Source organism: Mycetohabitans rhizoxinica HKI 454 (genome assembly GCF_000198775.1).
Taxonomy (GTDB): Bacteria; Pseudomonadota; Gammaproteobacteria; order Burkholderiales; family Burkholderiaceae; genus Mycetohabitans; species Mycetohabitans rhizoxinica.
In genome coordinates this window covers 1,663,957-1,688,802 of sequence record NC_014722.1, presented here as the reverse complement: position 1 = coordinate 1,688,802, position 24,846 = coordinate 1,663,957, and the positions used below count along the sequence as shown (strand labels likewise).

Below are 24,846 nucleotides of genomic sequence, written 5' to 3'. Positions count from 1 at the left end.
TTTAGGGCATGTCAGGGAGAACGTATGGACGGATTGAGTGATTTTCATGGTGTCAGTATCGACACGCTGCACTTCGTGCTGCGCGTGAACGGACGCGATGCACCACGGGTGCAGCAACGCTGCAGTGCATGGTGCCACACGCATCTGAAGTCGCGCCTGTCGGCGCTGCGAGCGCAGACTGGCGCAGGGAACGGGATGATCGAACAACTGGTGCTGGATGTGGGCGACGTGAGATTGAGCCGACTGGAAGCAGAACTTGAGGCGCGGATCATGCAGCAGCTGAGCGAGCGGTTGCAGCGATGGCAAATGGAAGCGAGGCGGGCGTCGCCGTTGCAGATTAACGGAGCAAGTTTGGTTGAAACGGAACGCGATGAACAAATCGTGCAGCAGCTGAGCGAGCAGTGGCGGCGATGGCAAAGGGAGGCGAGGCGGGTGTCGCCGTCGCGGATCGGTGAAGCGCGTTTGGCTGCGTGGGAGGACGTGATGGCGAACGACGGATGGGTGACGCTGGGAACGCGCGCCGGAGTGCGGATGTATGAACGAGAAACGCGCACCGAGACGGGGCAGATGCTGCGCGGGCGAGAGGCGGCGAGGGCTGGCAGCGTTACGGCGCTAACGACGACTGCCTCGGCACTGGTCCCGGCACCCGACGTGGTTGGTCTGCCGGCGCTGTCTGCGTATCTGCGCACTGGCGTGTGGCACGCGCCGGCGGCCTGGATGCCGCCTTGTACGCCGGACGCGTGGTTGTGTGCGCAGCTAATGCAGCCGCAGCCTGACGCACTCCGAGTTGCACTGGCGAGCGCATGCCTGCATCCTCGCGGCTTGCTGCGGTTGCTGGCCACGTTCTCGCCGCCCACGTGCGATGCGCTGGCAGCGTGGCTGGCGACTGGACACTCGCCCGAGACGGGGGGGCCGTTATGGCTGAGCACCACGCGCGTTGAGGCGGGCCTGGCGGTGATTCTGCGGGCGCTGCCGTGGGTGCGCAGCTGGCCCGTTGCGGCGCCTGTCGAGGCGGCGCAGCTGGCTACCGGAGTGGCCGCCACCCGACCCGGTGGGCCTGGCACTGTGGCGGGTAGTGCTCGGCGCGACGCAGCCCATGCCAGCCATGATTCCGACCCGGTTGGGCGAGGCGCTAGTGCAGCATGCGCACGCACTGCTGAGCGAGACACCGACTGAGCCGGTGCAGGCCGCGCTGCAGGCGCTGGCGCACGGACTCGGTGAGCCCGTGGCCACGGATGACGCAACGGGCAGCTGGCGCGCTCGCTTGTTTGAGGTGACCGGTGCAGGGCACAGGCACTCGACGGTGGCGGGTCAGAATACATCAGCGCTGCCAACCGCGCAGGCCGCTTCTGACGCGGCGCGCTATGGCGAAGCAGCCGCGCCTAAGCCGCGTGTCCGAACACAGGCGCCGAGGGACATGAGCCGTTCGCTGGTTCAAGCGCTGCCGTTGCCGGTTGCCAATGCCGGTTTAGTGCTGCTATGGCCGACGTTACCAAGGCTGTTCCGGACGCTGACGTTGACCGATGATACGGGCCAGTTCAAGGATAACGCGGCGCGGCAGCAGGCGCTCGCGTGCCTGGACTGGCTCGCATGGAGCGAGCCAGTGTGTGCCGAATGGCGAACGCCGCTCACGCGCATGCTATGCGGCGTGTCGGACGCTGGACCGCTGGAGCCCGAGCCGCTGACAGCACAGTTGCGCGAGATGCTGGACGGATGGCTGGCGGGTGCGCTGGACAGTTTGCCGCGCCTGAGCCGCTGCTCGATCGGCGAGCTGCGCGCCCTGTTTCTGCAACGCCCCGGCACATTACACGAGATCGACGGCGCATTGATGCTGAGCGTGTCGCGCGAGGCAATCGATATTTTACTGAACGAAGTGCCATGGCCGCTGACGCAGGTGGCGCTGCCGTGGCTATCAAGCCCGCTGAGCGTGGACTGGATCGCATGAAGCTCTTCCCCTCACTCGATGTGCCCGCGCCAGACGCGGAGCCGCGCCTCGCAGTCGAACCGGCCGGGGCGCAAGGCGAGACGGCGCGCGTGAGCGCAGCGTTCGAGACGCTAGGGCCGTGGCTGGAATACGTTGATCAGGTAGTGCAGCGCCTGCTCATCTGGCAGCAGCAACACGAGGACGACCGGCTCAACCTCGCCGGGTTGCTCCAGCCCGTGGAGGCGCTCGAAGCCAGTTGCGCACACCCGCGCGGCATGCCGCATTGGAGCAGCGACAGCGCCGCGCCGTGGACAACGCTGCATGCGCCGGCCGCACACGGGCGACTGGCCGAGTTGGTCAATCGTTTTGAGCTGACACCGTTTGAGACCCAGGTACTGATGCTATGCGTGCTGCCACTTTTCGAGCCGCGTTATCGTGCGCTGATCGCTTATTTGCAGGGGGATGAAGGCGCGAGTTGGCCCGGTGTGGAATTCGCGTTAACGCTCTTTAGCGCGACGCCTGTGCAGCGCATCGCGCACCGCCACTTGCTTGGCACAGACGCTGGCGCTTTGGTGTACCACGGCCTTGTCTACTTGGCGGAGCGCAACGGCCGCGCGAGCACGCGCGATGACGCATCGTACTTGCGCGTGGACGAGACCGTCTATCGCTACTTAAGCGGCGCAGACGCGACATCGCTGCCTACGGCGCTCACGCAGGTGGCGCAGTGGTGCTCCGCTTCTTGCGCCGGTGACGTACTGCGTGACGGCCCGTGGGCCGCCTGCGCGCAGCAGATTGCCGCGTGCTGTTTCGGGGCTGAACCGGGCCGTGCCCCGTTATTACTGTTGCACCCAGCCGACGGTTGCCTGGCGCTGATCGCGCAGCTGGCTCGCGACGCGAGTCGCCCGACGCTAATCGTCAATCTGGCGGCATTACCAGACGAGATGGACGAGGCATGGCCGCTGCTGCTCGCGGCGCTGCGCGAAGCGCGCTTGCACGGCAGCGTGCTGGTGCTGCAACAACTCGCTGACGGTGTGGCGCGGCATGGTCGATTGCTCAATGCGCTGGCGCCACGCTTGGCGGGGCAGCTGGTAGTGGGGCTATGCTCCGAGCAGGACGCGAGCGACGTGTTTGCCACTTTGCCGCGTGTGCGCGTGACGCTGCCGCCGCGCACACGCGAAGACGACGCGCAGGTGCTGCAGGCTAGTCTGGGGCGGGCCGGTGACGCGTGGGACCTGACGGTGTTGCTGCAACACACGCGGATCAATCCGGATGCACTCGAGTCCACGTTGCAGGAGGCGCACGGCTATCGAGTACTGCGCGACGCGCAGGCGCCACTCACGCCAGCCGATCTGCATCAGGCACTGCGCGTGCGGGGCCAGCAACACTTTGGCTCGCTCGCGCAGCGCGTGCTACCGCGGCGCACGTTCGATGACTTGATTGTCAGCGCTAGCGTGACCGAGCAGCTGCACGAGATTATTGCGGCGATCCGGCAGCGCGACGCGGTGCTCGCGCGCGGGTTTGCACACAAAATTGGCCACGCGACGGGCATCAGTGCGCTTTTTTATGGCGAGTCGGGCACTGGCAAGTCGATGGCCGCTGAAGTGCTCGCCGGCGAATTAGGCGTGGAGCTGATTCGTGTCGATCTGTCGACGGTGGTCAACAAGTACATCGGTGAGACGGAAAAGAACCTGTCGCGGATTTTTGATTTGGCCGGGGCCGACACTGGTGTGTTGCTGTTCGATGAGGCCGATGCGCTGTTTGGCAAGCGCAGTGAGGTCAAGGACGCGCAGGATCGGCACGCGAATATCGAGGTGTCGTACCTGTTGCAACGACTAGAGCAGTACCCGGGGCTCGTGGTGCTGACAACAAACAACCGGAGCCATTTGGACGATGCGTTCACGCGCCGGCTAACGTTCATGACGCGCTTTGAAGCACCAGATGCCCATTTGCGAGAAAAAATGTGGCGTGCGATTTGGCCGGCGCAGGTGGCAGTGGACGAGGAAGTGGATTTTGCGCAGCTTGCGTCAGTCACGGAATTGACCGGCGCGGGCATTCGTAACGTCGCGTTGCTCGCGAGCTGGCTCGCAGCCGAGCAGAGTCGAGCGGTCAATTGGGCCGATATCGCGCGCGCGGTGCGCCGTGAATTGAGTAAGACCGGGCGCATCATGCCGCCTATCTAAGCGTCATAGGGACTCTCGGTTGAGGGGATGCGGCGCGCTGGGAAATCGCACTTTTGAATAACGGACGTGATGATGGATGACGAGCTTAAGCAGCAAGTATGCAAGGATTTAGAGCGTGGCCAGGCAATCATTGCGCTGAATAGAACGATTCAAGCTGCACTGAAAAAACACCTGGATGAGATCAGCGCAGGTTTAATCAATATTCGTTTTGATATCCCGGACAAAACCTGCCTGCCGGATAATCCCACAGTCTGTGTGTTCCTCTACGATATTCAGGAGGATCTGGAGCTGCGGCATGCGCAACCCCGCCCGTATCGGGCGCAGACGGGAACATTTGACCCCCGGCAAGTGAACGCGCGCTGTTGTTACCTCGTTACGTACTGGGAACAGCCGAAGAAACAAGGGATGGGGCCGGACAGCCAACCGATGATGGTGATGAACGCGGTGCTCAACGCGTTGCTTAACGCTGAGTTGGATACGAGTCTCAGGGAGCTGAACTTGCCGTTATTCTCGCGGGTCATTGCGCCATCGGAACATTTGTCCAGCCTGGGTAATTTCTGGCAATCGTTGGGCGATCGGCCACGCTTGTGTCTAAATTTCCAAGTGACCATTCCGATCGAGCTGGGGCGGGATCAGACGGAGAAGACGCCACCAATATTGAAACCGATGCTTGACCAGGCGATGCCCAAATCGTGGGAGGACTACGACAAGTCGTTGCCGTTCAAGCGCGCGCTAGTGGACAAGGTACTGACATTACTGGAAGACGTGAATCAAGTGCAATCAGCGCGTGTGCAACTGGCGCGTCTGGCGGTGACCTGCGAGTACACAAATCGCAATGATCCGCCGGTGGTTCATGTGAGTGGGCTGCTTGATAAGAAGACGTACGGGGTCGTGAACCGGGTGATTAACGAGAATGCAGACGAGTGGAGCAAGATCGGCGTGCAGGTGCCGGTGAACATCAACGGGCTGACTGAAGTGACAGCGAGCAAGTATGCTGTTTAATAAGCAGGTAATTATTTTTTGCGCCGGAAAACCTGCTATGGTCCGGCTGAAATGATTGCCATCTGACTACTGGAAAATTATGAAGTTATATTTTTCAATGAGGTGAGCTATGCGAAAGTCCTATGAACTTCAGTCCGACCAACAGAGAAAGGCTCGGCGAGCGCAGGTTGCCTCCAGCCAAGATGAGCTGGATTCGTCAGTGAGACCGGTTAGCTGGCCTGATATAGACCCAGATAGGCCATTTAAATGGGTGAAAGCAATTTCGGAACGCCTTTACAATGGATCGAAAGAAATTTATATCACCAACCTCGAAATCGGTCATGATAAAAGTGTACCCAAAGAAAAAAAAGAACCCATATCAGAAGCCACTCGAAAGCAGATGTCCTATGGCTTATTGAATTTTTTTCATAAAATGCACTATCTCAATCGTCCACCTAATTTTATAGAACCGTCCGAGCGACCCGACAATGGTATTGAAACTATTTTGATTCACGGCACATTTAACGCCACAGCGGCTGAAGTGGGCTGGACCCGCCCGAACGGAAAGTATGCCGATATTGTTCGAGGAAACTTTGGTGGGAAGGTGACCGCTTTGCAATGGAGTGGCAAAAATCATCGACTCGCTCGTATTGAGGCGGGGCAAACCCTTGCGAAAAAAATCGATGAAAACACACGGGCTGGCATCATCACGAATGTGATCGCTCATAGCCATGGTGGTAATGTCGCTTTTGAAGCGATTAAACTAACACAAGGTAATATTGAACAACTGGTCACTTTGGGCACGCCTATACGGAGTGATCATTTGCCTTCGGAAGAAAAGCTCGGAGAGACGGTAAAGCATTATATCCATATTTCGGGTGGAAAAGATAATATTGCCCCTAAAGGAGGCTTGGATTTTGTTACGCCGTTTAAAAAAAATTACCGCCAAAAAATGGGTGTAAACAACGCTAAGATAAAGAACTCGTTGGCCAATACCCAGCTTCATGTGGTGGATGCAGACCATAGGGAACTACATTCGAAAGCCGTTTTAGGGTTGATTAGGGCTATAGCAACACAAGCAACACGATTGTGATGCTGCTCAATGGATAGCGACGCTTGTTATCCAACGCATGTTGTAAACATGATGGACTAAACCTTTCAATACGTGTTTTAACGCACCCCAATGCGGCTGCTGGCACCGACGCATGACCTGAACTATCAGATTGACAAAGTTCGCCGATGATGGCCTTACTGCCGCACGTTGAATGGCTGGACGCTCTGCTGCAGTCTTATCTGTATGGGCTTGAGCAACACGCGGACGATCAGTTGGGCTTTATGCATTGGTGCTGCCGCTCGAGACTATTATCGCACGCCTTGCCCAGCTAACTGATGTGTTTGCCTGGTTTGAGAAGGAGAGCAGTACTGTGCCGACCGCACCGCCGGCCAGTGGCCGGCTTGCGCAAGTTATCACGCGTTTTGGCTTATTGGACTTGGAGCGGAGCCTAACGGAATTGCCATACTTTGGTGCAAGCAATGGTGGTATAGGTGGAAAAATATTATGCTTAAACGGGTTGTGTAGTGCTCAATTTTAAATATGCATAAAATCGGAATTTTTCTATGAGCCCCTTTGTAGGTATTTGCCGCTAGTTTCTGCATGAAAGGTGCAAAAAGTCCAGCTAGAGGAAAATGTTAAAACGACGCCGAATGTGTTTGCGCAAGCCAATCAAGTCATTAATTTTTATGGTTGAAAAACTGGGTGCCTATAAATATAATTATAGATTAATATATTTTATAGTGGGGTGGCGGTGTTTATAATTATACTATGCCATAATTTTAATACTAGTTTTTTGTTGTTGTGTGCTATCGGAAAATAATGTGATTAAAGATTTCTAATTTCATTCAAAAGATTATATTGATGTGCACCAATCAATTAATGAGCTCCGAGTAGGGGTCAGCGAAAAACTAAAGTGTATTCCGGGCATTGTAACTACAAAAGAGAACGGCGTTGACGGGGCGTCCGTGTTCGTGCCCAAGACCGACATTCGCTGGCGTGACCTGCTAGCGCAATTGGGTTGCGGCTCGGGGGTGAGTCGCTGGCGCAGGCTGCGCGATTGGGGCGGGCGGAACCTGGTCCGAACCCTACCGGTCGAGCGCGACCCGGTTTCAAGCATCAAATCTCCACCGACGCCAACGGAACGCCGATCGCGGCAATCCTAACCGACATGGCTGGCTACGCGTGGCGATCGCCAGCGCGCCATTCGATCACCGGCTGTATCATTTCGTGCTAGCCTTCTCGCGCTAGAAATACGTCCATGTCGCCAAAGGAAGCGAGAGCTTCAAGGCATTATTCACTGACTTGCAAAACACGCTGTGGCTGCCTAGGAGTTGCCCGCGCGAAAATCGCATACTAGACACGCGCAACAATCACGTTAAGGCTCCCCAGAGTGACTATGGGCTATTATCGCCCATGTGCCAGACTTGATAGCAGTACGCATGGACGTGGCTTGAAGTGATTAATGAACGGCGATAGGAGCTTTTAATGCTGGAATTTTCGACTTTGGGCACCTTTGTCGTGGTCGTGCTCGGGCTGTTGTTGATTCCCGGGCCAGCCGTGCTGCTGGTGCTCACGCGCACAGTACAAGGCGGTCGCAAAATCGGCGTATTCACTGGGCTCGGTGTGGCGGCCGGAGATCTTATCCACACGCTTTGTGCAGCAGTGGGCCTATCCGCGTTGCTGATGACCTCGGCGCTGGCATTCAATATCGTTAAGTTGGCCGGCGTCGCGTATCTACTGTATCTTGGGGTGCAGGCCTTGCTCGAGAAATCGACGCTTGGGTATGCGCGCACGCCGAGGCCGGCTGCGGTTCCACCTAAGAAAGCCTTTGTTCAAGCGATGCTGGTCGAGGTGCTAAATCCAGAAGTCGCATTGTTTTTTCTTGCATTCCTGCCACAGTTTGCGCATCCGGAGCGCGGTGCGACGTTTTGGCAGTTCATCGTGCTCGGGCTGATCTTTGTCGCCATAGGTACGTTGTACTTGACGGCTGTAATTTTTTCGATACGCTCGCTTGGCCGCATCATGTCACGTTTGCACTGGCTGCGCCGCTGGGAGAAAAAGATTATTGGCATCATCTTCGTCCTGCTTGGACTGAAGCTGGCGATGCAGCAATAATAGGTTTGATTTGGCGCAACGCAATGCGTAGCGCCGCCTGAGGCTGCGGGTCCAACTGTCAAACGGGTTTATCGCACCCGATAATGCGCCGACTTCGACCACCGCTGCCTACGCATACTGGCCTCTGCGGACCCGGCGGCGTTACAGGTTTGCTTCATCCTTCGGGATCGGGCAAAGCCCGATGAACCACTCTTAAGCGTTGGAGCCTGCACCAAACCCGGTGCGGTGCACTGCTTGCTGCCAATGATGACCTGCTGCTTGCAGCGTGGCTGGGTCACCCCCTCACCGGTGAGGAATGGCACGTCATGGGTCGCTCGCCGCGGTCTGATCGATGGGAATTCGCGTCTGGGGTGCCTTCACCGGATCCTTAAAGTGTCCCGGCTGGAAACGGGATGTACCCGATCAACATGGTGGCGCCGGGCCGATCGTTTCTTCATGCCTTCACGCTCGCGGTCCGCCGTCATAACGGAGGGGTGCGGCGGCTGCTCGAGTGTGTGGTGTGCGAGTTCTGCTAGGATGGGTCCCAGCGTGTTTTATTTAGGCCGCAGCGCTAGGCATAAAATGATTATTACGACAAGGAAAAAGGCGAAGCAGGCGGTTTGTCATCGCCAGTGGAGCAGAAAAGGGGTAGGGTTTTGCGTGGGTCTGGCGCCCATGATGTTGGCGCAAGCGCTACCGCTTGAGGGTACCGAGCAGCAGCCGCTGCGAGAACAGGAGCGCGAGCGCGTACTTCGGCAGCAGCGCGAGGCCACGCCGGACGTGCGGTTGGCACGCCCGTTCGTGCCTGAGCAAGCGCGTCTTCCTGTGGAAGAGTCACCCTGTTTCCGCATCGAGCGCATTAAACTCGACGGTGACATGGCCATGCATTTTCAGTGGGCGTTGGCAGCGGCCAATCCGCCGAACGATCCGGCCATTGGACGCTGTCTGGGCACGGCAGGCATCAACCTGACGATGAAGCGGATGCAAAACGCGATCGTCGCGCGTGGTTACGTGACCACGCGCGTGCTAGCACCCCCGCAGGATTTGAAGACCGGCACGCTTGCACTTACGCTTATTCCGGGGCGGATCCGAGCGATTCGTTTCGCCGACGACAGCAGCCCGCGCGCGACGTGGTGGAACGCCGTGCCAGTTACCTCAGGCGATTTGCTCAACCTGCGTGACATCGAGCAGGGGCTAGAAAACTTTAAGCGTGTGCCGACGGCCGACGCTGACATCCAAATCACGCCGGCCGAAGGGCCCGACGCCCAGCCTGGCGAGAGCGACCTGGTGATTGCGTGGACACAGGCGCATCCGGTCCGCCTGAACGTCGCTATCGACGATGCAGGCAGCCGGTACACCGGTCGATACCAGGGTAGTGTGACTGTTTCATACGACAACTGGTGGACGCTTAATGATTTATTTTACGCCAGCTTTAACCACGACCTTGGCGGCGGGCACAGCGGCCCCAAAGGCACGCGTGGCTATACCGTTCACTATGAGGTGCCGTATCGTTACTGGCTCTTGGGCTTCACGACCAGTGGCTATGATTATCACCAGTCGGTCGCGGGTGCTTACCAAACTTACCGCTACGGTGGCGATGGCGATTTCACTGAGGTGCGCCTCTCGCGCCTGCTTTATCGCGATGCCGTGCGCAAGACCTACGCCCATGTGCGCGGGTGGTTACGCCATGCGCGCAGCTTCGTTAATGGCACCGAGATCGGGGTACAGCGCCGCCACACGGCAGGCTGGGAAATCGGGTTAAGTCACCGCGAATTCATCGGCTCCGCCACGCTGGAGAGCGGCGTGGCGTACCGCAAGGGTACGGGCATGTTGGGGGCTCAGCCGGCGCCGGAGGAATTTTTGGGTGAGGGGACGTCGCGTCCATCGCTGATTACCGCGGATGCCCAACTGACCATTCCATTTACCATCGCTGCACAGCAACTGCGCTACACCACGGCATGGCGCGGACAATGGAGCCGCACACCGCTGGCGTTGCCGGAACGCTTTTCCATCGGTGGGCGCTATACCGTGCGCGGTTTTGATGGCGAAAGCGCCTTGATCGGCGACCGAGGCTGGCTGGTGCGCAATGACCTAGGCTGGTCGCTGGGCCACACCGGTCAGACGCTTTATCTGGGTGCGGATTATGCAGAAGTGGGCGGGCCGTCCACAAGCTTTTTGATTGGGCAGCACTTAGCGGGTGCCGTGATTGGCCTGCGCGGCGGGGCCAAGGGCTTGTTTTGGGATGTTTTTGCCGGTACGCCGCTTAGCAAGCCGGCGGGTTTTCAGACCCGTCGCTTCAATGCCGGCTTTAACGTCAGCTGGTCGTATTAGGCCCCGATTTTGGGTGCTGCTATCTTTATCGGATGCCCGTTATGAATTCACATTCATATCAGGTCGTCTTCAATCGGGCCCGCGGTTTACAGATGGCCGTGGCGGAGCATGTCGCCAGTCAAGGCAAGCCACGCGGCGTTCGGGCCGCACGATCGGCTTGCAGCCTACTGGCGACGATGCGAGTGCTGGATTTTTCGATTCTATTGTCGCTCGGGTTGGTCATTGATCTCGCGCAAGCGCAGATCGTGCCTGATCTTGGCGCGCCGCGCGACCAGCAGTCAACCGTACTGAACGCCGCCAACGGCGTGCCGCTGATTAACATCCAAGCCCCCAACGCGGGCGGTGTGTCGCGCAATACCTATAAGCAATTTGACGTCGGCCATCGAGGCGTGATTCTCAACAACGCTAGCGCCCACACGCAGACGCAGCTCGGTGGGTGGGTGCAAGGCAATCCGTGGCTAGTCAATGGCACCGCACGTGTGATTCTCAACGAGATCAACGCCAGCCATCCAAGTCAGTTGCGCGGCTACATGGAAGTGGCCGGCGAGCGTGCCCACGTCGTGGTTGCCAATCCGGCCGGGATTAGTTGTGACGGCTGTGGCTTCATCAATGCCAATCGTGTCACGCTGACCACCGGCGCCCCGATCATGAATGGCGGCAACCTCGACGGCTACCGCGTGCAGCAAGGCGCCGTTACCATCACTGGTGGCGGGCTCGATGCGAGCCGCGCCGATTACACTGACATTATCGCGCGCTCCGTCCGGCTCAATGCTGGCCTCTGGGCCCAGCAGTTGCGCGTTACCACCGGCGCCAATCAAGTCAGTGCCAGCCAGAGCGTGGTGGATCCCATTGCCACCGACAGCAATGTGCCGGCTTTCGCCCTGGACGTGGGCCAACTCGGCGGCATGTACGCGCAGAAAATCGTTCTGCTCGGTACTGAGCACGGCGTGGGTATGCGCAACGCTGGCCAAATCGGCGCATCAGCCGGCGAATTGGTGGTGACCGCCGACGGCCGTTTGGAAAACAGCGGCGCTCTGCAGGCCAGTACCGATACGCGCTTGAACGTTGGCGGTGGCGTGGCGAACAGCGGTACGATCAGCGCTGGACGCGAACTCGTGCTCGACACCCCAAAAGATCTGGACAACCGGGGAGGCACGTTGAATGCCATGCGCTTGGAAGTGAACGCAGATTCCGTGACAAACCGGGGCGGCGCCATGGAGCAAACTGGTGCGCAGGACCTGGTTGTGCGCGCCGCGCAGGTGCATAACCGGGAGGACGGCCGCATCGGACAGGCTGGGGCGGACGCCGATGCCGCCACGACGCCTGGGCATGACGGCCTATCGGGCATGAACGTCTTGGGTGACAGTGGCGCCGTGCCGCTCGTGGCGGGTGCACTCAACGTTACCCACATACTGGATAACGACGGCGGCCGCGTCATGGCCAAGGGTGCCATCGATTTGACGGCCCACGCAGGTCTGGACAATGAGGGCGGCCATTTAGGCGTGCGCGATTTAAACGTAAAGGGCGGCGATCTGGTCAACCGTCTGGGCGCACTGTATGTGACAGGCAGCCATCAACTCCAACTTGGTGCGCTACAAAACGAGACGGGGCAGATGCAACTAGCCGGGCCGCTAACGCTGAACGCCCAATCGTTCGATAACCGCGCGGGTCAGCTGGTGGTAGCCGGTGGTGATAACCGTCTGGAGGCGAAAAATGCGCTTGATAATAGCCGAGGCGGGCAGATTGTCAGCGACGGGGCGCTGCATATCCGCGCCAACACGCTCAAGAACGCGCAAGGTCGCGTGCAGCAAGCTTGCGGTGGCCATTTGCAGATCGAGGTGCCGCAGCTCGAAGGCGTCGGTGGCACGCTGGTGAGCGATGGCGTTTTGACTCTGATCAGTAATAGGGCCGACCTGCGCGGCGGCTTGACCCAAGCCAAGCAGATTCATGTTGACACAGACACGCTGATTACCGCCGAAGGCATGCTGCATGGCAGCGGCGCCGGCATGCTCGAGTTGAAGGTACGCGACGTGTTGGACAACGCCCACGGCGCCATTCACGGTAATGGCGCGATGACGTTGCAGACGCAACAACTGATCAACGAACGGGGTAGGATTAGCGCGGCTGGCACACACGACACGCAGGTTGACATCGCGGATCAACTCAACAATACCAATGGCCAGCTTGTTGCTGCCGGCAACGCGACGGTGAAGGCGCGCGATTTACGTAACCAGGGTGGCATGATCAGAACCAAAGGTCGATCCAACTTGGACGTGAGCGTGGGCGGCACGCTCGACAACCGTGCGCAAGGTACGCTCGCCGCCGACGGTGCTTTGAGTGTAACCGCATCTACAGTGGACAATCGCCGGGGTAAGTTGATCGGTGTCCACGGACTGCGCGTCACGTCCACCACGCTGGATAATCGCGAAGACGGTTTGGTGAGTGCAACCGAAAGCCACCTGAAGGTGGACAGCCAAGGCCATATCCATAACGCGGGCGGCACGCTTCAGGCTGCCGGCGAGCTGTCGTTGGACAGCACAGACTTGGACAATACCGACGGCGCGATCCGGGGCAGCCAGGTCAAACTCGATACTCGGCAGGCGGCACTGAATAACACTGGCGGCACACTGATGAGCCACCGCCGGTCGCCTCGACGTGAGCAGTGGCGCACTGGGATAACACCGGCGGGTTAGTGCAATCGTGCGGCGCGATGCGCGTGCAAACACACGGTCAAACGGTGTGTAACATCGATTCCGGCAAAACGGGCGGCATCTTTAGCGGCGGCGAGTTGGACTTAAATAGTGGCGAACTGCACAATCGCGCCGGCGTGGTGCATAGCCAAGGCCAACTCACCGCGCACGTTGGTGCGTTGAATAATACTCAAGGCCAGTTTGGCGGCAGCGCCGAAGTCGGGCTCAAGGCTGACAGTCTGCGCAATAGGGGTGGCGTGATACAGGCTGGACAGGCGCTGCAGATGGGCGTGGCTGATGTCACCGATAACGAGGGCGGCCTGATAGCCGCGAGTGGCGAGTTATCGCTGAACGCTAAACGGATTGATAACCGTGACACCCGTAGCACGGACCCGGCTACGCCGTTAGGTTTGCGAGGTGACGCCGTTGCGTTGACAGCCAAGCATATCGACAACTATGCCGGGACCATCACCGCCAATCGCAGCGTGGAGATCACCGGCGCGGACACTGATAGCGTACTGGACAACACGCAAGGCAACGTCTCCTCGGCCGGTAGCATTCAAGTTTTTGCCGACCGCGTGTATAACTCGGCTGGCACGCTATTGTCTGGCACCGACTTTCGTGTCGAGGCTGATCGTCTGAGTGGAGCAGGCCATCTACTCTCTAAGGGCAATTTGAACTTAGATTTGCAGCAGGACTTTGACAACGAGAACGAAGTGACTGCCAACGGTCATGCCGTCATTCGCACGGCGGGCCGGCTGGTTAACCGCGGTACTTTCCAAGCAGACGAGCTTGAAGTACGGGGCGCGCAGATCGACAACACCGTCGATGGCCGGATCAATGGGAACCGCGTGTGGGCGGCCACCGATGGCAAGCTGTCTAACCGTGGCTTGATTGACGGCGCGCAGTCGCGCATCGAGGCCGACGCGGTGGACAATGTCGGCACGGGCCGTCTCTACGGCGATCAGCTTACGTTGCAGGCCAACACCGTTGACAATCGACAGGAGGACGGCCAGGCTGCGGTCATCGCCGCGCGGGCACGGCTGGATATCGGTGCGAGCAGGCTAAGCGGAGCGGGCCGTTTGCTGTCCAACGGTGATTTGAATCTGGAGTTGCAGCAGGACTTTGACAACGATCACGAAGTGATTGCCAACGGCCATGCCGTCGTGCGTACGGAGGGGCAATTGACCATCCGTGGCGTATTCCAAGCAGGCGAGCTTGAAGTACGGGGCGCGCAAATCGACAACACCGTTGGTGGCCGGATCAATGGAACCCGCGTGTGGGTGGCCACCGATGGCAAGCTGTCTAACCGTGGCTTGATTGACGGAGCGCAGTCGCGCATCGAGGCCGACGCGGTGGACAATATCGGCACAGGCCGCCTTTATGGCGATCACCTTGCGCTGCAGGCCAACACCGTTGACAATCGACAAGAGGATGGTCGAGCCGCGGTCATTGCTGCGCGGGCACGGCTAGATATTGGTGCGAAAGTCGTCAACAACCGCGAGCAGGCGCTGATCTTTAGCGCTGGCCATAATAGTACAGCGCTAAACATCGGCGGCACGCTGAGTGAGCAGCGCCAGGCCATGGGTCGTGCCGGTCACGTACTTAACGACAGCGCTACGATCGAATCGCTGGGCGGCCTGAGTTTCAACACCCAGCACCTGCTCAATCGCAACGCGCACTTTGCCACCGAACTGGTGCAGGTTAGCGGGCCCACCCAGAGTATGGCGCTCCAGCCAGCCGGTGATCCCAATAAACACGATATCAACGACTATCATTGGGCGGGAGGGCACAAATCCGGCTGTTATTTTCACAATGGCACCGGCGCCGAAATCAGCAATTGGACCCAGTACGATATAACGCGCACCGAATACGAGACCCGGGTCACGCAAAGCGCGCCGGCGCTCATTCGCTCGGGCGGTAATCTTGTGCTGCAGGGTGAAAACTTCACCAACGACAAAAGCCATATCTTCGTCGGTGGCACGTTACAGGGCGATTTAGGTAATCTGAAAAATGAGGCTGTGTTTGGCCAGCATATCACCCGAGAAGCAGGCACTAGCCAGTACACTTGGAATGAGTGGCGTGGTGGCACCAGGCGCCGACATCAGCGCCACTGGGGGGCACGGATGGCTTACACGCCAGCCGACACTGTGCACACGATTACGCTGCCCGTCTCCAAGGTCGAGCAGCATACCGCCAGCGGCGCGCGTGGCTATGCGATCGCACAGCAACAGCTTAGCCAGGCAGATGACGCTCCGAGAGCAAGTGCGATTATCGAAGTGTCGGCCGCGCCTAGTGCGGGCGCTCTCGAGCTGGGCCAGGTCGATGTCGCGATAAGTGGTCCGGATCCGGCGATAAACAGCCAGGATCCGACGCTAAGCGGTCCGGATCCGGCGATAAGCGGCCAGGAACAAAGCGCAAACGGCCAGGAACCCACGAGCGGCCAAAATGAGCAAGGCGTGCTTGATATGCGCGGCGATGCCCCTATGGTTATCCGCACTGTCCAGCCGAGCGCTCAAGTACCGGCCAACAGCTTATTTCGTGTTCAGCCCAACAATGGCAGCTATCTGATTGAGACCGACCCGCGCTTTAGCGACTATCGCACCTGGCAAAGCGCCGCTACCCTGCTGTCGCAAGCAAAGCAGAATCCAACCGCCACACACAAGCGCCTGGGGGACGGATTTTACGAACAAATGCTGGTGCGTGAGCAAGTTGCGCAATTGACAGGTCGGCGCTTTTTGAAAGGCTACGCCAGCGATGAGGCGCAATACCAAGCGTTGCTCGAGGCCGGCAGCGCTTATGCGAAAGCATGGAGCCTGCGTCCTGGCGTAGCGCTGAGCGCGCAGCAGATGGCACAGTTGACCCGCGATATTGTCTGGCTGGTTGAGCAGGACGTGTACCTACCCGATGGCACTGTCACTCGCGCGCTAGTGCCGCAAGTCTACGCACGCGTCAAGCCGGGCGACCTTGACGGTAACGGTACACTGCTCGCCGCGGAAGCGATCGACATGCGACTCAAGGAGGATCTCGTCAACACAGGCACCCTTGCTGGACACACTGCCGTGCAACTGAATGCCGAAAATTTGCGTAACGTGGGTGGCCGGATCACCGGCAAGACAGTATCTGCCCAAGCGCTTGGCGACATTGACGTAATCGGCGGCAGCATTGATGCTGACCAAGCCTTATTCGTTCAGGCTGGCCGCGACCTGAATGTGATCACCACAACCCGCAGCGATGCCAAGCAAGCTGGCCAGAGCGACTTTAGCCGTACTCATTTGGACCGTATAGCCGGTCTGAGCGTTAACTACCCCCTTGGCGGCCCCCTGGTGGCCGGCGCTGGGCGCGACGTCAATCTAATTGCCGCGCAGATCGCCAACAACGGGCAGAACGGTCAGACTGCCCTAGTTGCCGGCCGTGATCTGAATCTCGGCACGGTCAAAGTCGCGGAGCAAGAAAGCAACGTCATCGACGCCAACAACTACCTGAAGCAAGGCGCTGAGCAAGAGATCGGGGCCACCGTGCATGCGCGGGGTAACGTACGCATGCAGGCGGGTGGCGATCTGAATGCCCGTGCAGCCCGCGTCAACAGCGATCAAGACGCGTTGGTGGCGCTGGCCGATGGGGATATCAACATCGTGAGCGGGCAAACGAGCCGCTACTGGAGCGAAGGCCGGCAGTATAAAAGTCGTAATCTGTTCGGCTCCAGTCAAACCACCACTCGCGACAGCCTGGCGGACACTACCGCGCAGGCCAGCATCTTCAGCGGCCACACGGTGGCGGTGCAAGGTCGCAACGTGACCTTGACCGGCAGCAACGTCGTGTCAGATAAGGGCACATTCATTGAGGCGCAAAACGACCTGACTATCCAGGCTGCGACGCAGACCCACAGCGAAAGCCACTTCAAGGAGACCAAGAAGAGTGGTTTACTACATAATGGCGCGATGTCGGTGACAATTGGCAGTCAGGCGCACAGCGCTGACCAGCAAGAGGCCGGCACTCGTGCAACGGCTTCCACCGTGGGCTCGACCAATGGTAACGTGACCTTGGCTGCCAAACAGCTTTATCGGCAAGAAGGCAGTCATATCCTCACGCCGAGGGGCGATGTGGATATTCAAGCGGGCAAAGTCATTATTACGGAAGCCCGTGAGCAGAGTCAGGGTACGCAGCAAACTCAGTTCAAGCAATCGGGTTTGACAGTGGCGGTGACGGCGCCAGTGATAGCAGCGGTCCAGACCGCGCAGCAGGTGGAGCGGTCGGCAGGACAGACATCCGATCCCCGTATGCAAGCGTTGCTGGGCGTGACGACTGGCTTGGCCGCCAAGAACACCGTCGACGCCATCGCCCAGGATCCGAAATCGGGTGGCGGGGTCAACATTTCAGTCACCGTGGGCAGCGCGCAGACGGGGAGTCAGGCCACCTACAACAGCGCCACCGCATCGGGATCGAGCATTGCCGCTGGCGGCGACGTGAGGGTTCAAGCCATCGGTTCGGGCCAAGATTCCACGTTGACCGTACAAGGCAGCGACATCCAAGGTGGCGGTGATATCCAACTGAAGGCCGATGGCAAAATCAATTTGTTGGCCGCGCAAAACGCCCGCGAGTCGCACCTGACCCACAGCAGCATCAGCGGTGGCGCGGGCGTGGCGGTGAACCTAAGCTCCCAAGGTAAGGCAGCCGGTGTGACGGCGAGCGTCAGTGGTGCACGCGGCCGGGGCGAAGGCACTGACGTGAACTGGACATCCACTCACGTGAGCGCGGGTAACCGACTGGTGCTGGAGTCGGGCGGCGACACTACGCTTAAGGGAGCGGTGCTCAATGGCCGGCAAGTGATCGGCGAGGTAGGCGGGGATCTGAGCATCGAAAGCCTGCAAGAGCGCAGTAGCGAGCGCAGCCGGGATATGTCGCTCGGCGGCAGCGTGACGGCGGGTTTGGGTGTGTCGGGTAGCGTTAGCTTCAGCCAGCAAAAGATTGCAAGCGACTGGGCGAGCGTGACCGAGCGCAGTGGCATCCAAGCGGGCGACGGTGGTTTCCAGATTAACGTCAAGGGTCACACGAGCTTGAAGGGTGCGGCGATCGCCAGCACGCAGCAGGCGGTGCGTGACGGAGCGAATAGCTTGACGACGCGCACGTTAAGTACCGAGGATATCGTCAACTACGCCGATTACAAGGCCAGTAGCGTGGGGCTGAGCGGAGGTTACAGTTTGGGCGGCAGGGGTGGCGGCGAAGACCTGGAAGGGGTGGGCACGACCCAGTCTGGACAGGCGGCGACGGGCGCCGAGCAAGTCCCGGGTAGCAAGCTGCCGTCGACCCCGGGCGGATTCAGCGTTGCGCCGCCCAGCGTGATGGCCGCCTCGGGCAAGGCCAGCAGCACGACGCTGAGCGGGATCAGCGCCGGTACGATTCACATTACGGACGAGGCGCAACAGCAAGCTTTGACGGGGCAAGACGTTGCGCAAAGCCTGGCCGGGCTGAACCAGCAAGTGTGGAGCGGGCAAGATGGCGATAACGCGCTCAAGCCGATCTTTGACAAGCAGAAGATTCAGGCGGGGTTCGAGATGGCGAATCAGCTGACGCATCAAATCGGCACGTTCGTGGGTCATCGTCAAGCGCAACTGGATGAAGCGCAACAAGCGGCGCAGGACCCGAATCTGAGTCCACAGGCCAGGGCGCAAGCGCAACAGCAGGCGGCGCAGCTAAAGGCGCAATGGGGCCCGGGCGGCACTTATCGACGGGCGCTGTCGGCGCTGGGCGCAGCAGCGGGGGGCAATGTGACGGCAGGCGCGGGGCAGTTCGCGCTGTCGGCGACCGTCAATTACGTGCAGGGTTTGGCGGCCAGCGAAGTGAAACGCGTGGCGGATGGCTTGCAAAGCGAGGAAGCGCGCGCGGCGCTGCATGCGCTGGTGGGGTGCGCGGGCGCGGCGGCTAGCCGCCAGGATTGCGGCGCGGGGGCGATGGGGGCGGCGGCCAGTTCGATGCTGGGCACGCTACTCGGGCCGACGCAGGGGTTGACGCAGCGGCAGAAAGAAGCGCAAACAAACCTGGTGAGTTCGTTGGTGGCAGCGGTGGCGGGGATGGCGGGTCAAGACACACCGGCTGTGACGACGGCTGCGGTGACGGAGGGGCGGTTTAATCGGCAGATTAACGACAATGAAAAGAGGGCGATCGCGGAAAGAGCGGGCAGCAATAAGGCTGAGCAAGAGCGGCTAACAAAGGCAGCGTGCTATGCGGTGAAGTGCTGGGCGGAGTATAAGCCGGGAAGCGAGGAGTACAAGAAGCACTATGTGAGCCAGCTTGAGGCTTCACAACTTCAACCAGAAATCGATTGGGTAAATCAACGGAAAGAGGCGGGGCTGTTCAAGTACACCCCAGGCCAGAAGATTGGCGATGCGGTGAAGAGCGATCCAGGGGGCGTGGCGAAGGATGCGGCGAAGGTCGTTATTGGAGGCGTGACGGCGAAGACAGGTGTCGGACTTTGCACGACAGGACTTGGCTGCACGGTCGGCGGCTGGATGGCGGGCTTTGGGTTGAGCGAAGCGGTAGAGGGCGGAAGTGGTCTGTATAACCGCTATAACGGTGTGAATGCACCTGGTGATAATCCGTTGCGCTGGGGTTTCAACCAGATGTTGCCGCCAGGATGGGGCAACGTTGCTTATGACGGATTTAATTTCGCATTCTCGGTCGCTGCGTTGAGGACTCCGGTTCCGCTCAATGTGGGAGTGGCCGATGGATTGAATCGCCCTGTTTCCATGTTTGGCGTGACGGTTCCACGTATCGATAATGTGAATCTACTTCCGCTTACTAAACAGCCTTGGCCATATGGTACGACGCAGGGCATGTTACTGCTTGGTGTGGGTACGAAAGGGGCGGCAGTGGTTAACGATGTGCGGCAGACAGTTGGAGACAAAAAATGAATTGGTGCAGATTATATGCCATGCTTCAAATCTGGATTATGGTTGGTCTGACTTCATTTTCTACTGCTGGCTGCAATACGGTCGTGGTGATCGGGGTATGTAGGAAGTTGCTTGGCTGGAGTGATGGCGTTTCCGTCTTTGGTGTTGGGTTTCCGGTATTTTTGATCCAGTTTATCCTGTTTGCAAAATATTTACCGAAACCGCTGCGCAAGGCAGGGATGTTGAGCGACGATCCGGAGAAATTCGGTCCGTGGTTCAAGTGAGAGTCCTAAAAATTTGATATGGGGTGACGCTGCATACGGTAGAAAAAATTTTTTCCTTGCTATTGGAGGATTGCAATTTCAAGTTATCTTGAAGATGGTAGTATATAATGGGATAAATCGTTATAATTCTATATTTGATGTAACTGTGCCGCACTTCAATAATCATATTTTAAATTACTTAACAAAATTGTCTTTGTCTGATGGTGCGATGCAAAGTATATTGTTATTCGAAGTTGATTCTAAAGGTGTGGTAATTATTCATGGATTGGAAAGGCGGTTCTTGGAATAACAAAGGCTACGCCGGCCTTTGCAGGAAAGGAGGTTGGAATTCTTTTTGGGGATTCGATAGGGCTGGGTCGAGCAGTTGATCCATTCTTCAATCCTGTCTCGAATCCTTGGTGGGGGATTCAAAATACGATTAATAAATTCAAGGAGGGCGATTACTTTGCTTCCGAGCGATATCCCTTGTATGGTCCTGTATTCAATGAGATTGGAGGAGTAGTCAAGGGTTTAGACTGGATAAATCAATTTGAGCAGCCTGAAAAGAAATGAAAAATTGGGTCATTCGAGATGGAAATTTTACCCCGGTTGTTAGAGGGGGGCGTGTTTTATAGGAGGGGCGATCACGCTTATTGGATTCAAGTATAATGTAATGTTTGTAGCTCTGTTCGGTTTTGCGTTGGTTGCAGTGGGTGGTATATCATCAAGAGCAGCTATGTTAGGGATTAAGCCATTCGGAAATTCATATCGCGAAGCGCGGGAGAGTTACAAAAAGAAAGATGATGCTCAGAAGGGAGAGTCGAGATAGAAAATCTACGTTTAACCGGCAGTTGCATCCGGAAGAGAGGAGGTGGATCAATGGTCTTGAGTGGTGTATGCGAAGCGCTACGGTTTGACCGTCGAACAGGCGCGTGAAGAGCTGACAATACAGGCAAACCCACAAGTGCAGAATGGCTCGCCAGGCGAATGGAATCAGTGAGTCCATAAAATTCTGAAGCAGGCGCATGGGATGCTGCCGGCAGACGGTGAGAGCGGGCCAGGTTATATGTTTTATGCGACGCCGGCGCAGAAAGCTGATCCGAGCATGTATGCGGGGCACTATCCGAGCGGCTTGGGACTTAACCAGCCCACATCAGAAGCGATGAATGCGTCGGCCAATCATGATGCAACCGGTCGAGAGATGATTGCGAAACAGACGCTGGGTGCGGCGGCTGGCGCAGGAGCGATTGTGTTGGCACCGAAGGTTGCTGTGGCAGCGGGGCTGGGTACGGGGTATGACTACGCAGGCGATGTGATCAGCCGAGCAATGGGGTTGTCGAATAGTGAGCCGGATGTAGGGAAGTCGCTGGTTGTGGGTAGTGTTGCTGGAGTAACGGCACCGTTTTTCTTACCGTTGAGTACGTTGGGCGGGAGTACCGCGGGAAAAATTGTGGTGGGTGGTTATAACAGCCTGCTGGCGGGAACAGGGGCGTTTGCGGGTACGGCAATCACGCAATCAGGCAACCCGGACCTCTCTGCGGGTATCGGTTTGACTGGAGCAGCACTGAGTCAAGGAATAAATGCAACAATGCCAGGACCTGCAGGGGCGTTTATAAATCAGTTAATCCAAGTTTTATCTGGTCCGGCTCAAGCAGTGATAGAGACGAATAAAAATAAAGAGTAAAGAATAGAGGCGATATGTTTACTGATTTGAGAAGGAAAAAAATAAACATATTTAAGCGTGCGGCGGTTGCATATATGTGTGCCATTGGTATTCCGGTGGTTGTGCTTATATTTTCGTTCGCGCAAGGTGGTGGATGGAAGCCGGTTATAGTCGGTTTTCCAGTCTATATAACCATATTTGGAAGTATTACATATCAATTTATCAAAGAGCTGCTGGTACTAAAGCAAGAGGAGAGGACGGGAGTTTCAGAAAAAAATGGCAAGCAATAGCAACGAGCTTGGCGTGAGTGATTGAATCTGATGCGCGCAGCAGATGGCGCAGTTGACCCACGATATCGTCTGGCTGGTTGAGTAAGAGGTGCAACTACCCGATGGCACTGTCACTCTCAGCGGTGGAGCAGGCGTGGCGGTGAACCTAAGCTCCCAGGGTAAGGCAGCCGGTGTGACGGCGAGCGTCAGTGGCGCACGTGGCCGGGGCGAAGGCACTGACGTGAACTGGACATCCACTCACGTGAGCGCGGGTAACCGACTGGTGCTGGAGTCGGGCGGCGACACTACGCTTAAGGGTATCGTTCGGCGGCAGCGTGACGGTACAAGGCCAGTAGCGTGGGCATGAGCAGGGGGTACAGTTTGGGCAGCAGTGGTCGTGGCGAAGACCTGGAAGGGGTGGGCACGACCCAGTCTGGACAGGCGGCGACGGGCGCCGAGCAAGTCCCGGGTAGCAAGCTGCCGTCGACCCCGGGCGGATTCAGCGTTGCGCCGCCCAGCGTGATGGCCGCCTCGGGCAAGGCCAGCAGCACGACGCTGAGCGGGATCAGCGCCGGTACGATTCGCATTACGGACGAGGCGCAACAGCAAGCTTTGACGGGGCAAGACGTTGCGCAAAGCCTGGCCGGGCTGAACCAGCAGGTGTGGAGCGGGCAAGATGGCGATAACGCGCTCAAGCCGATCTTTGACAAGCAGAAGATTCAGGCGGGGTTCGAGATGGCGAATCAGCTGACGCATCAAATCGGTACGTTCGTGGGTCATCGTCAAGCGCAACTGGATGAAGCGCAACAAGCGGCGCAGGACCCGAATCTGAGTCCACAGGCCAGGGCGCAAGCGCAACAGCAGGCGGCGCAGCTGAAGGCGCAATGGGGCCCGGGCGGCACTTATCGACGGGCGCTGTCGGCGTTGGGCGCAGCAGCGGGAGGCAATGTGACGGCAGGCGCGGGGCAGTTCGCGCTGTCGGCGACCGTCAATTACGTGCAGGGTTTGGCGGCTAGTGAAGTGAAACGCGTGGCGGATGGCTTGCAAAGCGAGGAGGCGCGTGCGGCGCTGCATGCGCTGGTGGGGTGCGCGGGCGCGGCGGCTAGCCGCCAGGATTGCGGCGCGGGGGCGATGGGGGCGGCGGCCAGTTCGATGCTGGGCACGCTACTCGGGCCGACGCAGGGGTTGACGCAGCGGCAGAAAGAAGCGCAAACAAACCTGGTGAGTTCGTTGGTGGCAGCGGTGGCGGGGATGGCGGGTCAAGACACACCGGCTGTGACGACGGCTGCGGTGACGGAGGGGCGGTTTAATCGGCAGCTGCATCCGCAGGAGAGGAAGTGGATCAGTGATCGTGAAGCGGTGTATGCGAAGCGCTACGGTTTGAGCGCCGAACAGGCGCGTGAAGAACTGACAATACAGGCAAACCTGCAAATACAGAATGGCTCGCCAGGCGAATGGAATCAACGGGCCCATGAATTCCTGAGGCAGGCGCATGGGATGATGCCGGCAGACGGTGACAGCGGGCCGGGGTATATGTTCTACGCGACGCCGGAACAGAAGGCTGATCCGGGTATATATGTAGGATATTATCCAGACGGCATGGGGCTTAACGCGCCCTCACCAGAGGCCATCAATGCGTCAATGAATCGCGATGCGGCTAGTCGTGAGGTGATTGCAAAACAGACGCTGGGCGCAGCGGCTGGCGCGGCCGCGATTGCAGTGGGAGGCCCAGTTGCTGCGTTGCCAGGAGCGCCGATTTTTAGCAGCGAGGGTGCGCTGGGTTCCGGCATGTGGGCGTCACCAGTGGGAACTGGCATTATTAGTGGCGGTATTAATGCTGGATCGCAATATCTGCAAAATGGCACAGTCAATCCGGTGGATGTGGCGACCAGTTTTAGTACGGGTATGGCTGGTGCATATGGCGGGCTGTTGTGGAATATGGGCGTGAACGCTGCTGGCGGAGCGGCTAGGACAGCACTCAACAATGCGATGCACGGTAAGAGCGATAGTGTCACGGAATCGGCTGTGACCAGTGGTCTGCTATCAAGTCTGGGCTATGGAATTGGAAAGCTTGGCGAATCCGGAGTCAACTCTGCTATCAAATCGACAATTAATACCCCAAATTGGACAGGCACGGGAGTATGGGCCGGTAGCGGATGGAATTTGTTTAGACCGAACAACTTTGGTCCCATCGGAGGTTCGATTGGCGGTGCATCAGGGCAGGAAATAATCGATGCTATTTACCAGCAGATGCGATCGCAACCTGGGGGGAGAAATGACAGGGCGCTTGCTAACCTTGCTGGTTTTCTTCCTTTTTATTTGCATCGCAGGAATGGCCTTGATTTGGGTAGCGGGCATTTATATAAGTTGCCTATTTGTTAGTGGTTGCTATCGAAAATTAGGAGTATTGGGCGTGCTAGCTGCGATTAACATAAAAAGTATTGTTATAAAAGGGATACTTCTCGCTCTAGTCTTTACGTTTCTCACTTGGCTAAAGATTCGCCAAT

At 58.2% G+C, this 24,846-nt stretch carries 14 protein-coding genes and 1 pseudogene; all 15 read left to right on the top strand.

Annotated features, from left to right (window positions below):
• The first annotated feature begins 24 nt into the window (after nucleotides 1-24).
• The 15 genes and pseudogenes from RBRH_RS07440 to RBRH_RS19820 all read left to right on the top strand — a co-directional run bounded on the left by RBRH_RS07440 (nucleotide 25) and on the right by RBRH_RS19820 (nucleotide 24,721).
• A complete protein-coding gene (locus RBRH_RS07440) occupies nucleotides 25-1,176 on the top strand; it encodes a contractile injection system tape measure protein (RefSeq protein ID WP_013435510.1) in 1,152 nt (383 codons plus the stop codon).
• A complete protein-coding gene (locus tag RBRH_RS18855) occupies nucleotides 1,097-1,945 on the top strand; it encodes a contractile injection system tape measure protein (RefSeq protein WP_157864384.1) in 849 nt (282 codons plus the stop codon). Before RBRH_RS07440 ends, RBRH_RS18855 begins: the two co-directional genes overlap by 80 nt.
• On the top strand, nucleotides 1,942-4,104 hold the full coding sequence (locus RBRH_RS07430; RefSeq protein ID WP_232509280.1) for an ATP-binding protein: 2,163 nt from the start codon (nucleotides 1,942-1,944) through the stop codon (nucleotides 4,102-4,104). Before RBRH_RS18855 ends, RBRH_RS07430 begins: the two co-directional genes overlap by 4 nt.
• A gap of 72 nt (nucleotides 4,105-4,176) precedes the next feature.
• The gene (locus tag RBRH_RS16230) at nucleotides 4,177-5,106 is read left to right on the top strand and encodes a Pvc16 family protein (RefSeq protein ID WP_049786387.1); all 930 of its coding nucleotides are present in this window, start codon (nucleotides 4,177-4,179) and stop codon (nucleotides 5,104-5,106) included.
• A 109-nt stretch (nucleotides 5,107-5,215) separates the two neighbouring features.
• The gene (locus RBRH_RS17240) at nucleotides 5,216-6,178 is read left to right on the top strand and encodes a lipase family protein (RefSeq protein WP_013435507.1); all 963 of its coding nucleotides are present in this window, start codon (nucleotides 5,216-5,218) and stop codon (nucleotides 6,176-6,178) included.
• A gap of 881 nt (nucleotides 6,179-7,059) precedes the next feature.
• A pseudogene (locus RBRH_RS07415) lies at nucleotides 7,060-7,304 on the top strand (IS5/IS1182 family transposase); the annotation flags it as partial.
• A 320-nt stretch (nucleotides 7,305-7,624) separates the two neighbouring features.
• A complete protein-coding gene (locus tag RBRH_RS07410) occupies nucleotides 7,625-8,254 on the top strand; it encodes a LysE family translocator (protein WP_013435502.1) in 630 nt (209 codons plus the stop codon).
• Nucleotides 8,255-8,908: 654 nt separating this feature from the next.
• Nucleotides 8,909-10,564: a ShlB/FhaC/HecB family hemolysin secretion/activation protein gene (locus tag RBRH_RS07405; RefSeq protein ID WP_041753604.1), complete on the top strand. Its 1,656-nt coding sequence runs from the start codon at nucleotides 8,909-8,911 to the stop codon at nucleotides 10,562-10,564.
• Nucleotides 10,565-10,605: 41 nt separating this feature from the next.
• Complete coding sequence (locus RBRH_RS16225; protein WP_049786385.1) at nucleotides 10,606-13,257, top strand: two-partner secretion domain-containing protein; 2,652 nt, start codon at nucleotides 10,606-10,608, stop codon at nucleotides 13,255-13,257.
• 44 nt (nucleotides 13,258-13,301) lie between these two features.
• Nucleotides 13,302-20,165, top strand: a complete 6,864-nt coding sequence (locus tag RBRH_RS07400) for a hemagglutinin repeat-containing protein (protein ID WP_162145553.1) — start codon at nucleotides 13,302-13,304, stop codon at nucleotides 20,163-20,165.
• Nucleotides 20,162-20,428 (top strand): hypothetical protein, encoded by a 267-nt coding sequence (locus RBRH_RS07395; protein WP_013435498.1) that lies wholly within the window; start codon nucleotides 20,162-20,164, stop codon nucleotides 20,426-20,428. Before RBRH_RS07400 ends, RBRH_RS07395 begins: the two co-directional genes overlap by 4 nt.
• A gap of 1,009 nt (nucleotides 20,429-21,437) precedes the next feature.
• On the top strand, nucleotides 21,438-22,091 hold the full coding sequence (locus RBRH_RS07390; RefSeq protein ID WP_013435495.1) for a hypothetical protein: 654 nt from the start codon (nucleotides 21,438-21,440) through the stop codon (nucleotides 22,089-22,091).
• A 14-nt stretch (nucleotides 22,092-22,105) separates the two neighbouring features.
• Complete coding sequence (locus tag RBRH_RS17230) at nucleotides 22,106-22,360, top strand: hypothetical protein (RefSeq protein WP_013435494.1); 255 nt, start codon at nucleotides 22,106-22,108, stop codon at nucleotides 22,358-22,360.
• 88 nt (nucleotides 22,361-22,448) lie between these two features.
• Nucleotides 22,449-22,706 (top strand): hemagglutinin repeat-containing protein, encoded by a 258-nt coding sequence (locus RBRH_RS17225; protein ID WP_083813451.1) that lies wholly within the window; start codon nucleotides 22,449-22,451, stop codon nucleotides 22,704-22,706.
• On the top strand, nucleotides 22,703-24,721 hold the full coding sequence (locus RBRH_RS19820) for a hypothetical protein (protein WP_191287741.1): 2,019 nt from the start codon (nucleotides 22,703-22,705) through the stop codon (nucleotides 24,719-24,721). Before RBRH_RS17225 ends, RBRH_RS19820 begins: the two co-directional genes overlap by 4 nt.
• Nucleotides 24,722-24,846: the final 125 nt, after the last annotated feature.

What these genes read in the sequence shown, in the direction of transcription:
- RBRH_RS07390 (WP_013435495.1), top strand. Translation starts at nt 21,438, where the DNA reads ATGCTGCCGGCAGACGGTGAGAGCGGGCCAGGTTATATGTTTTATGCG.
- RBRH_RS16230 (WP_049786387.1), top strand. Translation starts at nt 4,177, where the DNA reads ATGGATGACGAGCTTAAGCAGCAAGTATGCAAGGATTTAGAGCGTGGC.
- RBRH_RS07395 (WP_013435498.1), top strand. Translation starts at nt 20,162, where the DNA reads ATGAATTGGTGCAGATTATATGCCATGCTTCAAATCTGGATTATGGTT.
- RBRH_RS18855 (WP_157864384.1), top strand. Translation starts at nt 1,097, where the DNA reads ATGCCAGCCATGATTCCGACCCGGTTGGGCGAGGCGCTAGTGCAGCAT.
- RBRH_RS17230 (WP_013435494.1), top strand. Translation starts at nt 22,106, where the DNA reads ATGTTTACTGATTTGAGAAGGAAAAAAATAAACATATTTAAGCGTGCG.
- RBRH_RS16225 (WP_049786385.1), top strand. Translation starts at nt 10,606, where the DNA reads ATGAATTCACATTCATATCAGGTCGTCTTCAATCGGGCCCGCGGTTTA.
- RBRH_RS07430 (WP_232509280.1), top strand. Translation starts at nt 1,942, where the DNA reads ATGAAGCTCTTCCCCTCACTCGATGTGCCCGCGCCAGACGCGGAGCCG.
- RBRH_RS07405 (WP_041753604.1), top strand. Translation starts at nt 8,909, where the DNA reads ATGATGTTGGCGCAAGCGCTACCGCTTGAGGGTACCGAGCAGCAGCCG.
- RBRH_RS19820 (WP_191287741.1), top strand. Translation starts at nt 22,703, where the DNA reads ATGAGCAGGGGGTACAGTTTGGGCAGCAGTGGTCGTGGCGAAGACCTG.
- RBRH_RS17240 (WP_013435507.1), top strand. Translation starts at nt 5,216, where the DNA reads ATGCGAAAGTCCTATGAACTTCAGTCCGACCAACAGAGAAAGGCTCGG.
- RBRH_RS07410 (WP_013435502.1), top strand. Translation starts at nt 7,625, where the DNA reads ATGCTGGAATTTTCGACTTTGGGCACCTTTGTCGTGGTCGTGCTCGGG.
- RBRH_RS07440 (WP_013435510.1), top strand. Translation starts at nt 25, where the DNA reads ATGGACGGATTGAGTGATTTTCATGGTGTCAGTATCGACACGCTGCAC.